10 protein-coding genes are annotated in these 13,758 nt (G+C 61.5%); 8 read left to right on the forward strand and 2 right to left on the reverse strand.

What is annotated here, in order from left to right:
* Positions 1-92 precede the first annotated feature (92 nt).
* Positions 93-617 carry a hypothetical protein gene (locus EPZ47_RS14540; RefSeq protein WP_135845423.1) on the reverse strand — a complete coding sequence of 175 codons (525 nt, stop codon included), beginning with the start codon at positions 615-617 and terminating at the stop codon, positions 93-95.
* Positions 618-984: 367 nt separating this feature from the next.
* Between EPZ47_RS14540 and EPZ47_RS14545 the strand changes: the two genes are divergently transcribed.
* The 3 genes from EPZ47_RS14545 to EPZ47_RS14555 are packed head-to-tail and all read left to right on the forward strand — an operon-like array spanning position 985 to position 4,074.
* The gene (locus EPZ47_RS14545) at positions 985-2,424 is read left to right on the forward strand and encodes a coniferyl aldehyde dehydrogenase (RefSeq protein WP_135845424.1); all 1,440 of its coding nucleotides are present in this window, start codon (positions 985-987) and stop codon (positions 2,422-2,424) included.
* A gap of 19 nt (positions 2,425-2,443) precedes the next feature.
* Positions 2,444-3,415, forward strand: coding sequence for an alpha/beta hydrolase (locus tag EPZ47_RS14550; RefSeq protein ID WP_135845425.1), 972 nt, complete (start codon positions 2,444-2,446; stop codon positions 3,413-3,415).
* Positions 3,415-4,074 carry a TetR/AcrR family transcriptional regulator gene (locus tag EPZ47_RS14555; protein ID WP_135845426.1) on the forward strand — a complete coding sequence of 220 codons (660 nt, stop codon included), beginning with the start codon at positions 3,415-3,417 and terminating at the stop codon, positions 4,072-4,074. Before EPZ47_RS14550 ends, EPZ47_RS14555 begins: the two co-directional genes overlap by 1 nt.
* Positions 4,075-4,093: 19 nt before the next feature.
* On the opposite strand, the gene EPZ47_RS14560 is transcribed toward EPZ47_RS14555, so the two are convergent.
* Positions 4,094-5,923: a sigma-54-dependent Fis family transcriptional regulator gene (locus EPZ47_RS14560; protein ID WP_135845427.1), complete on the reverse strand. Its 1,830-nt coding sequence runs from the start codon at positions 5,921-5,923 to the stop codon at positions 4,094-4,096.
* 272 nt (positions 5,924-6,195) lie between these two features.
* Between EPZ47_RS14560 and EPZ47_RS14565 the strand changes: the two genes are divergently transcribed.
* The 5 genes from EPZ47_RS14565 (at position 6,196) to EPZ47_RS14585 (ending at position 13,744) form a co-directional block, all read left to right on the forward strand.
* The gene (locus EPZ47_RS14565; RefSeq protein ID WP_135845428.1) at positions 6,196-6,963 is read left to right on the forward strand and encodes a coniferyl-alcohol dehydrogenase; all 768 of its coding nucleotides are present in this window, start codon (positions 6,196-6,198) and stop codon (positions 6,961-6,963) included.
* Positions 6,964-7,073: 110 nt separating this feature from the next.
* Positions 7,074-8,720 (forward strand): DUF1302 domain-containing protein, encoded by a 1,647-nt coding sequence (locus EPZ47_RS14570; protein ID WP_135845429.1) that lies wholly within the window; start codon positions 7,074-7,076, stop codon positions 8,718-8,720.
* 18 nt (positions 8,721-8,738) lie between these two features.
* Positions 8,739-10,100, forward strand: coding sequence for a DUF1329 domain-containing protein (locus tag EPZ47_RS14575; protein WP_135845430.1), 1,362 nt, complete (start codon positions 8,739-8,741; stop codon positions 10,098-10,100).
* 85 nt (positions 10,101-10,185) lie between these two features.
* A complete protein-coding gene (locus EPZ47_RS14580) occupies positions 10,186-11,265 on the forward strand; it encodes a WD40/YVTN/BNR-like repeat-containing protein (protein ID WP_135845431.1) in 1,080 nt (359 codons plus the stop codon).
* Positions 11,266-11,308: 43 nt separating this feature from the next.
* Entirely contained in the window at positions 11,309-13,744 is a 2,436-nt protein-coding gene (locus tag EPZ47_RS14585; RefSeq protein ID WP_135845432.1) for an efflux RND transporter permease subunit, read from the forward strand.
* The last annotated feature ends 14 nt before the right edge of the window (positions 13,745-13,758 follow it).

Raw genomic sequence — 13,758 nt, forward strand, 5'->3', positions numbered from 1 at the left:
AGTGGATTGAATCAATCGGCGCCCACGCTATGGCACTGGTGTGAAAATCTGATGACGAAATGAATTTGGGCAAGCGAGGCCTTTGGCAGCGCCTACAGGTACTGGATCACCTCTCGCAACTCGCCAAGATCCGGCACGTTGCTGATGGCCGCTGCGGGGCTGGACCATGGATAGTCCAGGCTCGAGACCCAGGCCATGATGGCCGGCAGATCGCTCGCCGGCAGGGTTTTCATGTGCTCGATGGTGATGGTCAGGCGCTCGGCCAGTCTCGACTGGGGGTTGAATTGCCAGTCATACAAGCCACAGCCAACACGGGCCTCGCCGCTGCTCTTGTCGGACATCGCCACCAGCCATTTGCACCGGAACACGTTGGCGTCCGCCGCCGGTGGGGCGCCCAGGCAAAACGTGTAGACGTTTTCGAAGGTCTGGCCAAAGCGCCGGACCAATACGTCGCCAATGGCCGCCCGGCCTTCAACGTGGCCGGGAAAGGAAATAGAACCGGTGCGCACCACCATGTCCAGAACGGCATCTGGCGCAAAGGCCTGGTTCAGCAGGTGAGGGCGGTTACCGTCCTTGGCGTGGATGTACTGTTGAATCGAGAGTAGAGCCGTGTTCATCGCATGTCCTTATCAGGTTGAGAACGGCCTCGACCGAGGCTCACACATCACTGTTACATAAACCGAGCTCATGAAGATTGCCGGCAAACAGGTTAACTAAATTAATCAGTTTTCAGTCATTTGCGAATTTCCGGCAATTGCTTAAGCTTCCAGAGTCGCAATGCATTGGTCCGGCGTTATGCCTGAGATTATCAATATCGCCTTATATTGCGTCTATCGATGGCTTTTATGAGCCTAAAAATTAAGAAACTTAACGGTTTCCTTTGGCGTTTTTTTTGGCATACTCCCTCCAGCGAGTCTGCCTCGGTGCCTGCTCGCCGAATATTAGTGCTGAATAATAACAATCCAACCAGCAGGAATTCACGCCATGAGCATCATCGGTCACCAAGCTGCGGCGGTCAGCGCCGAACAACTCGCCACAACGCTCGCGCAAATGAAGCAGGCCCATCTGGAGGAGGGGCCCGCAAGCCTGGAACTTCGCCACGATCGCCTCGACCGGGCAATTGCCCTGCTTCTGGAGAACCGCGAAGCCATCGTTGCCGCGGTGTCGGCGGACTTCGGTAATCGCGCCCGCGAGCAGACGCTGCTGTCCGATATCGCCGGTTCCGTGGCAAGCCTCAAGCATTGCCGCGAGCACCTGGCCGAGTGGATGCGATCAGAGTCGCATCCGGCGCCGTTCCCCGGTTGCCAGGCGCGGGTCGACTACCAGCCGGTGGGCGTGGTGGGTGTCATCAGTCCGTGGAATTTCCCTATCGTGCTGGCTTTCGGGCCACTGGCAAGCATCTTTGCCGCCGGTAACCGGGCCATGCTCAAACCCTCTGAACTGACCCCGCGCACTTCGGCGTTGATCGCCGAACTGATTGCCCGTTATTTCGACGCCCGTGAGCTCACCACGGTGTTGGGTAGCGCTGAGGTTGGTGCGCTGTTCAGTGCGCAACCCTTCGACCATCTGATCTTTACCGGGGGCACCGCGGTGGCCCGGCACATCATGCGCGCAGCCTCGGACAATCTGGTGCCGGTGACCCTGGAGCTGGGCGGCAAGTCACCGGTGCTGGTCTCGCGTAGCGCCGACCTCGCCACGGTGGTGCAGCGGGTCCTGACAGTGAAGACGTTCAACGCCGGGCAGATCTGCCTGGCTCCAGACTACGTGCTGCTGCCGGAAGAGTTGTTGGAGGACTTCGTCGCCGAGGCCGTAGGCTTTGTCAGTGCCATGTACCCCACCTTGCGTAGCAACCCTGATTACACTTCTATCATCAACCCGCGTAATTTCGACCGTTTACAGGGTTACCTCGTCGATGCCCGCGCCAAAGGCGCGCGGCTGGTCGAGATCAACCCGGCCCAGGAGGATCTGAGCGATCGCGAGGTTCGCAAGATTGCCCCGACCCTGGTGCTCGATACCCACGAGCAGATGCAGGTGCTGCGCGAGGAAATCTTCGGCCCGCTGTTGCCGATCAAGACCTATCGCGATTTCGCTACGGCGATCGACTACGTCAACAGCCAGCCACGACCGTTGGCGGCCTATTATTTCGGCGAGGACGCCGCTGAGCGTCAGCAGGTGCTGGAGCGAACGACTTCGGGCGGCGTGGTGATCAATGACGTCATGAGCCATGTGCTGTTCGAGGCGCTGCCGTTCGGCGGTGTCGGTCACTCTGGTATGGGGGCCTATCACGGCGTCTATGGTTTCCGTACCTTCAGCCATGCCAAGGCGGTGGTGGTGCAGAGCCCGATCGGTGAGTCGAACCTGGCAATGCGCGCGCCCTACGGCGCAATGATCCATGGCTTGCTGGATCAATTGCTGACGGCTTGAGCCGCGAAGGAGTTTGACCATGAACGCGATGCAAACCCTCAAGGCCAAGCTGCTGCGCGCCTTTGCCAAGCGCATGAAAGGCAAGTTCACCTATGACGCGGCGCAGTATCCGCTGCGCGCGGTCGACGAGAAACTCATCCCGACGGCCTGGGGGCCGGCGCGGGCGCTGTTCTATTGGCCCAATTCGCCGTCCAGCGAACCTCTGCCGGTCTATCTGAACCTGCATGGCGGCGGTTTCGTGGCCGGGGTACCGGAGCATGACGACAGTTATTGCCGTCGCCTGGCACACAACCTCGGTTGCCTGGTGGTCAATCTGGATTATGTCCTGGCCCCCGAACATCCCTTTCCCGCAGGCTTGCGACAGAGCTTCGAGGTGCTTGAGTGGCTGGCCGGACAGGCCACGGCCCTGGGGATCGACCCACAACGCATCGCCGTCGGCGGGCACAGCGCCGGGGGCAACCTCGCTACCGGCGTGGCCAATCTGGCGCGGGGGCACCAACGGTTGCGGGTGGTGCATCAGGTCATCGACTATGCGGCATTGAATTTTACCCAGGATCCCGAGCTGAAGCTTTCGCCTCTCGACAAGCCGTTACTCGGCACTGGCCTGATGCGCTTCTTCAATAGTTGCTACCTGAGTGATCCGGCCCATGCCCACGACCCACTGGCCTCACCGTTGCTGGCGCCGGTCGAGGCGTTGCAGGGAATGCCCGCCACCACGTTGATCACCGCCGAGTACGACATCCTGCGCGCTGAAGGGCAGGCCTATGCAGAGAAACTGCGTCAGGCCGGCGTTCCGGTAAACGAAAAAATGTTCCCAGGTTGCGACCATATGTTCACCCACCTGGGGCCGGATGCCTCGGCGCAGGAGGCCTGGCAACTCATCGAGGACTCCCTGCGTGAGGCGTTTTCAGGCCATTGCGTTAAGCTAGACACCTTTGCGAATGCATCAGCGCCGGGACACGTGCACCATGCCAATCAACAGGGCTCGTAATGCCTGACATCACTGCGCGGCCCGCCAAACGCGGTCGCCCGCCGCTGCGCAGCCGCGAGGAGCAGATGAGTCTGCTGCTGGATGCGGCGGCGCAGGCGCTCGGCAGCGGCAACTTCGCCAACGTCACCATGGATGCCATCGCCCGCGCCGCCGGCATCTCGAAGAAGACCGTGTATCTGCTGGTGGCGAGTAAGGAAGAGCTGCTCTCGCAGTTGGTGGCCCGTGACTTGTCCACCCTTGAACTGCTACTGGAAAGCGGTATCGACTGCGCCGAGGATCTGCTCAGCGAATTACGCATGTACCTGACCCTGTGGGCGCGCCTGACCCTCTCGCCATTGGCTCTGGGTCTTTATCTCATGGCTGCACAAGGGCGCGAGAATGCACCGGGCATTGCCCGGATCTGGTATCAGGAAGGCGCCGAGCGCTGCCTGAGTCTGTTGCGTGGCTGGCTGGGCAAGGCGGCGGGCAAGGGGTTGCTGGCAAACGAGAATGTCGAGGCGGCAATCGAATTGATCGATGCGCTGCTGATCTCCCAACCGCTCAAGCTCTTCACCCTCGGGGTGCAACAGAGCTGGTCCGACGAGCAGATCGAGCAGCGGGTCGAAGTGGCCATTGGCATGTTCGGTCGCTGTTTTATCCAGCATGCGCCCGCGCCTTGAGCGCACTCGGACGACACCGTTACTCCCTCGCCGATCTGCGCGACAGGCGATAGGACAACTGGGCGCGGGTCAGGCCGAGCCGACGGGCCGCTTCAGAGACATTGCCTTTCACCTCGCTCAGGCAGTGGTCAATCATGGTGTCCTCGATCTCTTGCAGCGACAGTCGACTCAGATCCTTTCCGCCGAACAGGGCCTGGATCGCTTCATCGCCTGTGTCGGCTGCCGCGGCAGTCGGACGCTGGACGGGTGCCTGGTCATTCGGGGCGGCAGCCAGTTGGCCGCGAGTGCCGATGGAGAACATCGGCAGGGCCAGGCGTTCACCGCTGGTAAACAGGTGCGCCAGGTCGATTGCGCCGCCATCCGGGGCGCTGATCACGCCACGTTCCACCAGGTTCTGCAACTCGCGAATATTGCCCGGAAAGTCATAGGCCAGCAGGGTGTCGGCGGTGCGCGGGGTGAAGCCGCTGATCTGCCGACCGTGGCGCTGGGTGAAGCGATGCAGGAAGTGAGTCATCAGCAGCGGGATGTCTTCCTTGCGTTCGCGCAGCGGCGGCAGGTGAATCGGAAATACGTTCAGACGGAAGAACAGGTCCTCACGGAACTCGCCACGCTGGGCGGCGGCGCGCAGGTCGACGTTGGTCGCAGCGACCACCCGTACATCGACTTTCAGGGTACGACTGCCGCCAACCCGCTCGACCTCGCCTTCCTGGAGTACGCGGAGCAGCTTGCCCTGGGCCACCAGGCTGAGGGTGGCGATCTCGTCGAGGAACAACGTGCCGCCATCGGCGCGCTCGAAGCGTCCAGCGCGCGATTGAGTGGCACCGGTGTAGGCTCCGCGCTCGACACCAAACAGCTCCGACTCCATCAGGTTTTCCGGAATAGCCGCGCAGTTGATGGCGACGAAGGGCTCATCGTGGCGTGGGCTGATGCGATGCAGCATCCGGGCGAACACTTCCTTGCCGACCCCCGACTCACCGGTAAACAGCACCGTCGCCTGGGTCGGCGCGACCCGCCTTAACATGTGACAGGCGGCGTTGAAGGCCGAAGAGATGCCGACCATGTCGGTGTCTTGCGCCGGTGTCGGATCCGCTTGCAGGCCAGCGGGCAGGGCACCTTTATCGCTACGGCTGTCCGCCGACACGCTGCGCCCGCCGGTGCTGACGAAGGGTTCGGCGTTGAGGTCGGCCAGATCCGCTTCGGCGTCTTCCCATTCCTCGGCGGGTTTTCCGACCAACCGGCAGATGCTGGAGCCAGTGGAGCGGCATTCGACCTCGCGGTAGAGGATCAGTCGCCCAACCATCGCCGAGGTGTACCCGATCGCGTAGCCGGTCTGCATCCAACAGGCCGGCTCGGTGCCGATGCCGTATTGGGCGATGTGCTCATCATCCTCGCTGGAGTGGTGCCAGAGGAACTCGCCGTAATAGGTGCCCAGATTCATGTCGAATTCGAAGTGCACAGGCTCGACCTTCACCGCGCCCTCAAGCGCATGGATGATCGGGCCGGCGGCAAACAGCGCGAGGATGTCGGCTTCGGGAAAGCGTTCCTTGATCAGTGCCGCGTCCCGCGCGCCGCAATGGTAGCCGGTGCGCAGCATGATCCCGCGCGCGCGGGCCAGGCCCATGCTTTCAATCAGTTCCCGGCGTAGCGCACCGATACCGCTGTTGTGCATCAGCAGCATGCGTGCGCCATTCAACCAGATGCGCCCATCGCCGGGGCTGAACAGCAGGCATTCGGTCAGGTCTTGCAGGGTGGGGGCAGCGCCGGGTGGCAATTGCTCGCTGGCGCCACGCCCGGGTTTCTTTTGTGCTCCACGGGAGAGTTCGGCCAGGGAAATCAGCTTGTCTGCCATAAGAAACCCTTAATTTGAGTAATCATAATCTGCATAGTGCAGCATGAAATTACTGAAATCATCACTTTTCTGAAGCCCTCCATCCCACTCGCTTCACGCCTTTTATCCCTATGTCGGCTGAATGCCCCGTGCTTGAGCGGTTGCCTTGTCATTGCCAAGAGATGGCATATCGCTTGCTACAACTAGTTACCGATATTAACTAATTCGGCAATAACAATATGGCTTGGTTGTCGCTTTCGTGAGGCAGCACAAGCGTGAATCGGGGAACCCGTATGAAGCTGACTAATAAAAGGATCGTCGTGACCGGGGTCTCCTCGGGCATCGGCGCTGAAACAGCTCGAATCCTGCGTGCCCACGGCGCCATCGTCATCGGCATGGATCGCAATGAACCCCACCTGAGCCTGGATCATTTCATCCAGGCTGATCTCAGCCACCCAGACGCCATCGACGCGGCGGTGCAGCAACTGCCGGACACCATCGACGGCCTCTGCAATATCGCCGGGGTGCCGGGCACCGCCGATCCACAACGGGTTGCCCAGGTCAACTACCTGGGGCTGCGCCATCTCTGCGCAGCGGTGCTGCCACGCATCCAGGCCGGTGGCAGCATCGTCAACGTGGCTTCGATCCTTGGCGCGGAGTGGCCACAGCGGGTGGATCTGCACAAGGCGCTGGCCCGTACCGATAGTTTTGCTGACGGCCAGGCCTGGCTGGCCGAGCACCCGGTACCCCGGGAAAGCTGCTACCAGTATTTCAAAGAAGCCTTGATCGTCTGGAACGCCCTGCAGGCCCAGCCATGGTTTATGCAGACCTCGGTGCGTATGAACTGCGTGGCACCTGGGCCGGTGTTCACCCCCATCCTGGGTGATTTCGTCGCCATGCTCGGTAAAGAGCGCATCGACGCTGACGCCCATCGCATGAAGCGCCCGGCCTACGCCGACGAGGTGGCGGGCGCTATTGCCTTTCTGTGCGCCGACGAATCTCGCTGGGTCAATGGCATCAATCTGCCCGTCGATGGCGGCCTGGCATCCACTTACGTCTGAACGAGGAACCTTAAGCCAACGCTTTTTCGTGCAACTCACTGCCGGTCGTTTTCGAGCGAACGGTCGGCTCATAAAACATGCTTCCAACAACAAGAATAATGAGGAACAACATGCATAACTCTCGTTGCTATCCAGGCTTCAAGCGTTCCGCCATGGCGCTCTCGGTTTGTCTGGCGAGCTGGGCCACCCAGTCCCAGGCCGCGCAAATAGATTTGGGCGACAGTGAATGGCGTTTGCGTTGGGACAACACCATCAAGTACAGCCAGGCCTGGCGACTCAAAGGCGCTGACAACAACCTGGTCAACGCCCCCACGGCAGGCGGCTTGTATCCCTCGATACAAAGTCAGGGCGACAAAAACTTCAGCAGCGGCCTGGTCTCCAACCGCCTGGATCTGTTCAGTGAAATGGACCTGAGTCGAGAAAACTACGGCCTGCGCCTCAGCGGCGCGGCCTGGTACGACGATGTCTATAACAAGGACACCGACAGCAGCGAACAGCGGGATTTTCTCGACGATACTCGCGAATTGCACGGGCGTGACGCCGAGTTGTTGGATGCCTTCGTGTTCGTGCGTGGTGATGTCGGCGAGTCGAGCCAGGGCACCGTGCGCCTCGGCCGGCATAGCCTGATCTATGGTGAAAGCCTGTTCTACGGTGGCAATGGTATCGCCGCCGCCCAGGGGCCTAGCGACATCGTCAAGCTGCTCAGCGTACCGGGTACCCAGTTCAAGGAAATCCTGCGTCCGGTCAATCAAGTGTCCGGGCAATTGCAGATCAACCCGCAGTTGTCCGTGGGTGCCTATTATCAGTTCGAATGGGAGCGTTCGAACCTGCCAGGGGCGGGCAGCTACCTGAGCGATAACGATGGCATCGGCAAAGGTTCGGGCGATTGGACTGAAGTGTTTGGCAACACCACCGTCCATGCCTCCGATATCGAGGCCAAAAATTCCGGGCAGGGCGGCATGCAACTGCGCTACAAGCCGGAAGGCACCGAACTGGAACTGGGCTTTTACGCCGCCAAGTACCACGACAAGGCCCCTAGCGCGCTCTATGCCTACCTGGACGGTGCGGCGGCGGCCGCCACCGGGCTGCCGATCCTCGGCTCTTACCGCCAGGTCTACGCCGAAGACATCAAGACCGTCGGGGTCAGCTTCTCTACCGCTCACGGCCCGTTCAACTTCGCCGGCGAGACCTCGGTGCGTTGGGATGCCCCATTGGTGAGCAACCTGCAGGTGGTGACGCCTGGCATGGCCGCGGACAACAGCGGCGACGCGCTCTACGCCAAGGGCAAGACCGCCCACGTTAACCTCTCGACCATCTACCTGCTGTCGCCTGGCGCGCTTTGGGACGGTGGCTCGGTACTCGCCGAACTGGCCTGGAACCGCACCCTCAGCGTCACCGAGAACCGCGCGGCATTGGACTCCAACACCACCCGTGACGCCACTGCACTGCGCGTGCTGGCCGAACCGGCTTACTTCCAGGTGGCTGATGGCCTCGACCTGACCGTACCGATGGGTTTTGGCGTGGTGCTCGATGGGCGTTCCTCAGCGGTCAGCAAGGCCGGTTTTGGCAATACCCACGCCGGCGACTGGAGTGTCGGCCTCAAGGCCACCTACCTGCAGCGCTGGGACTTCGGCATCAATTACGTGAACTTCTTCGGCAAGACGGCGGCAGGGCTGCGCGAAGACGGCAACTTCAGCTACGGGCAATCGCTGGCCGACCGTGACTTCGTCTCCATGTACGTGAAAACCACATTCTAATAAGAGGTTTCATCCGCTATGCAAAGCAAATTTTCCTTGCGTATTTCGGCCTTGGCCATTGCCTTGTTGAGCGCCGGCCTGGTGCAGGCGGCGGTTTCCCCAGAGCAGGCCGCACGGCTTAACACCGATCTTACGCCGCTGGGCGCCGAGCGCGCCGGCAACAAAGACGGCAGCATTCCTGAATGGACGGGGGGCTACACCAAAGCGCCGGCAGGCTACAAGAATGGCGACAAGCGTGCCGATCCATTCGCCGCCGACAAACCCCTGTACTCGGTCAGTGCCTCCAACATGGCCCAGTACGCTGACCAGTTGGCCGAGGGGACCAAGGCCCTGCTGCAGAAGTATCCGGCCTACCGCCTGGACGTCTATCCGACCCGGCGCAGTGCCGCAGCGCCCCAGTGGGTGTATGACAACACCCTGAAGAACGCGACCCGTGCCACCCTCGATGTGGCCTCCGAAAAGGTCAGCGGCGCCTATGGCGGGATTCCGTTCCCACTGCCGCAAAACGGTGCCGAGGTGTTGTGGAACTACCGGCTGTCCTGGCAGGGCGGCGATACCTTCTATGCACCTTTTGACACCTGGCTGATGACCGCCGGCGGCAAGAAGATCCAGGCCACCCGCGCACGTTTCTGGTACCAGCACCCCTACTACTTCAAAGAGGGTAGCCTGGAGACCTTCGACGGTAAGTTTCTGGTCGGCAAGCTGGCCACGGAGCTACCGTCCTCCAAGGCCGGCGAGGGGCTGATGACCCACTGGGACATGGACCCCGGCAAACGTGCCGCCTGGCAGTACCTGGTCGGCCAGCGTCGGGTACGGCGTGCGCCGAACATTGCCTATGACACGCCGGACTTCGTCACCTCGGGCGTCGGTTTCTTCGACGAGGCCTTCATGATCTTCGGCCCGACCGACCGTCACGACCTCAAGCTGGTTGGCAAGAAAGAGTTGCTGGTGCCCTACAACAACAATCGCGCGGCAGCGGCAAGCAGCGACGAGTTGGTCAAGCCAGGCTTCCTCAACCCGGATCTGGTGCGTTGGGAGAAGCATCGGGTATGGGTCGTGAGCGCCACGCTCAAGGACGGCAAGCGTCACGTGGTGCCCAAGCGCACCTATTACGTGGACGAGGACTCCTGGCAAGTGCTGCTGCTCGATGGCTATGACGCTCAAGGCAAGTTGGGGCGGCATAACTATTCGCTGACGCTGCTGGCGCCAGAAATGCCTGCGCTGACAGCTCAAATGATGTGGGGCAGCTACAACCTGGAAACCGGTGCCTACTTCCTGAACTCCTCGGCCAATGACCTGGATGTGCAGTACCAGAGCTATCCGCGTCCACCGTCCGCGTTCTTCACCCCTGATGCCATGGCCAGCGACAGCATGCGCTAAAGGATTGACCAGGGCGCCGAGGCCCAGGTTTCGGCGCGTGGTGTGATGGGTGTTTGGATAACTCTTATGGGTGGTTGGAGCAGACATGATCGGTAACTTTTCACTCACGAGGGTGCTGCCGGCGACCTTGATGCTGGCGGCGCTGCTGGTACCGAACTGGGCGGCGGCAAGCCCGCGGATTTCCCTGCTCGACCAGGCGGCACTGCAGAGTGCCAAAGCAGAGCATGCGGTGCTGCTGGCGGTAACCCGTGCCGGCGAACGGCTGGTAGCAATCGGCGAGCGGGGCATCATCCTGCTCTCTGATGACTCCGGCAAGCGTTGGCGCCAGGCCCGCGTACCGGTAAGCGTCAGCCTGACGGCGGTGCAGTTCGTTGATGCCGAGCAGGGCTGGGCGGTCGGCCATATGGGCGTGATTCTTCACAGCTCGGACGGTGGCGAAACCTGGCTCAAGCAACTCGATGGTGTCGCCGCTGCGCAGTTGGCGCTGATCTCGGCTCAAAGAGGCGACGACGCCAAGCAGCTCAAGGACGCCGAACGGCTGGTTGCCGATGGCCCGGACAAGCCATTTCTCGACCTGTATTTCAGCGACCGCCGTAACGGCTATGTCGTCGGTGCCTATGGCCTGATCCTGCGCACCGTGGACGGTGGCGATAGCTGGCAGCCGTGGATGCAGCAGGTGGATAACCCCGAGGGCCTCAATCTGTACGGCATTCGCGCCGCTGGCGACGCGCTGTTCATCGTCGGTGAACGCGGCCTGCTGCTGCGCTCCAGCGACAATGGGCGGAGTTTCCAGGCGCTCGAGTCGCCCTATGACGGCAGTTTCTTCGGTTTGCAGGGTAGTGCGAGCGGAGAGTTGGTGGTCTTCGGTCTGCGCGGCAACGCTTATTGGTCGGGAGACCAGGGCACCCATTGGCGGCGCATCGAAACCGGCCTGGAGGTGGCCTTGTCCGCCGCAACCAAATTGACTGATGGGGCGTTGCTTCTGGCCAGCCAGGCCGGCGATCTGCTGCTGAGCCCTGACCGGGGAAGCAGTTTCCGCCACCTGACAGCCCCGGTCGGCAGCTCGGTTGCCGGCCTGGTGGCGGCCCCAGACGGCAGTTTGATCTGCGTCGGCCTGAGCGGCCTGACCCGTCTCAAACACGACCTTTCCTCGGCCCAACGCTGAAACAACCTGCTCGAGCCCTACACGGCCGTATTTGGAGTCCGAAGTGAACGACCATAATCCCTCCCTCGAACAGCAAGTGGTGATCGCCCGCCTGGAGGATTTCGATCCGCGCTCCGGCAATCTGGGTGAGCGGGCGATCTTCAATCACCGACCTTGGGTGATTCTGCTCTGCTTGCTGGCGACCTTGGTACTGGGCTTCCAGGCCAGCAAGATCGGGCTCAACGCCAGTTTTGAGAAAACCATCCCGGCGTCTCACCCTTACGTCGCCAACTTTCTTGAGCGGCGCAGCGAACTGAGCGGCCTGGGCAACTCGATTCGCATCGCCGTGGAGATCAAGGACGGCAGCATCTTCGACAAGGACTACCTCGACGTCCTGGCCAAGCTCAACGACGAGATCTATCTGCTGCCAGGCGTCGACAAACCCTATATGAAGTCGCTCTGGACGCCGACTACACGCTGGACTGCGGTAACGGAGGAGGGGCTCGATGGCGGCACGGTGATCCCGGACGCCTACGACGGTTCCGCGGCCAGTCTTGAGCAGGTGCGGACCAACGTGGCTCGCTCCGGCGAGATCGGCCAACTGGTGGCCGGCAATTTCCAGTCCAGCGTGATCTTCGTACCGCTGCTGGAAATCAATCCGGTGACCGGCAAGGTATTGGACGCGGGCGAGTTCTCGCGGCAACTGGAGGCCTTGCGCGACAAGTATCAGAACGATCGAATCCAGATCCATATCACCGGATTCACCAAGATCATCGGCGACCTGATCGCTGGATTGATGCAGGTCATGCTGTTCTTTGTGGTGGCCGTGCTGGTCACCGTGGCAGTGCTCTACTGGTACACCCGTTGTGCGCGCAGCACCTCGCTGGTGGTGCTCTGCTCCCTGGTGGCGGTGCTCTGGCAGATAGGCCTGCTCGCCACTCTCGGTTACGACCTTGACCCTTACTCGGCGCTGGTGCCGTTCCTGGTGTTTGCCATCGGCATGAGCCACGGCGCGCAGAAGATGAACGGCATCATGCAGGACATCGGTCGAGGCACTCACCGGGTGGTTGCCGCGCGCTATACCTTCCGTCGTCTGTTCGCCGCGGGCATGACCGCGTTGCTCTGCGATGCGGTGGGCTTCGCCGTGCTGATGGTGATCAAGATCCGGGTGATCCAGGACCTGGCGATCACCGCGAGTATCGGCGTGGCGGTGCTGATCTTCACCAACCTGATTCTGTTGCCCATTCTGCTCAGCTATATCGGCGTCGGCGCCAAGGCGGCCGAGCGCAGCTTGCGGGCGGAAACCGCCGAGCTGAAAGCGAATGTCAAACATCCGCTCTGGAGTTTTCTCGATCTGTTCACCCGCCGTTCCTGGGCCTATGTGGCGTGCCTTTTCGGCCTGGTCCTGGCGGTCGGCGGTTTCGCCGTCAGCCTGCACTTGAAAATCGGCGACCTTGACCCCGGTGCTCCGGAGCTGCGTCCCGACTCACGCTACAACCGCGATGCGGCTTTCATGACGCAAAACTACGCGGCCAGTTCGGACATTTTCGTGGTCATGGTCAAGACTCCGGAAGATCAGTGCACCCGTTACACGACCCTGGCGGCGGTGGACTCGCTGGCCTGGCAGCTCGAGCAATTGCCCGGCGTCGAGTCGACCAACTCCATGGCGGCCCTGAGCAAGATCGCCGCCGCCGGTTATAACGAGGGCAACTTCAAGTGGTACGAGTTGATCCCCAACGACGGTGCCCTCGGCGCGGTACAGACACGTGCGCCACGGGAGTTGTTCAACCAGGGCTGTTCACTGCTCTCGCTCTACGTCTATCTGGCCGACCATAAGGCCGAAACCCTGGAGCGGGTCGTGCAGGCCAGCGAAGCGTTTATCGCCCAGCAGCAACTGCCGGAGGTGAAGTTCATGCTCGCCGCGGGGAGCGCCGGAATCGAGGCGGCGACCAATATCGTGGTGAAGAAGGCCATGCGCGAGATGCTGTTCTGGGTCTACGGGGCTGTGATCCTGCTGTGCTGGGTGACGTTCCGTTCCTGGCGTGCGGTGCTCGCGGCGGTACTGCCGCTGATGCTCACCTCGATCCTCTGCGAGGCGCTGATGGTCGGCCTGGGCATGGGTGTCAAGGTGGCGACCTTGCCAGTGATCGCCCTTGGAGTGGGCATCGGCGTCGATTATGCGCTCTACGTGCTGAGCGTGATCCTGACGCACATGCGCGCCGGGGCCTCGCTGTCCGAAGCCTATTACCGCGCGCTGTTGTTCACCGGCAAGGTGGTTCTACTGACTGGTATCAGCCTGGCCATCGCCGTGGCCACCTGGGCTTTCTCGCCGATCAAGTTCCAGGCCGACATGGGCATCCTGTTGGCCTTCATGTTCCTGGTGAACATGCTCGGCGCCCTGATCCTTCTGCCTGCGTTGGCGTACTTCCTGTTGCCGAAACGGTTGTTCGCAAAAAAGCCTGAGGTTGCCAGCGCGTTGCAGCCGGTCGGGGAGGGCTGACTCGCGGCGCGCTG

It is taken from the genome of Pseudomonas viciae (assembly GCF_004786035.1).
GTDB classification, from domain to species: Bacteria; Pseudomonadota; Gammaproteobacteria; order Pseudomonadales; family Pseudomonadaceae; genus Aquipseudomonas; species Aquipseudomonas viciae.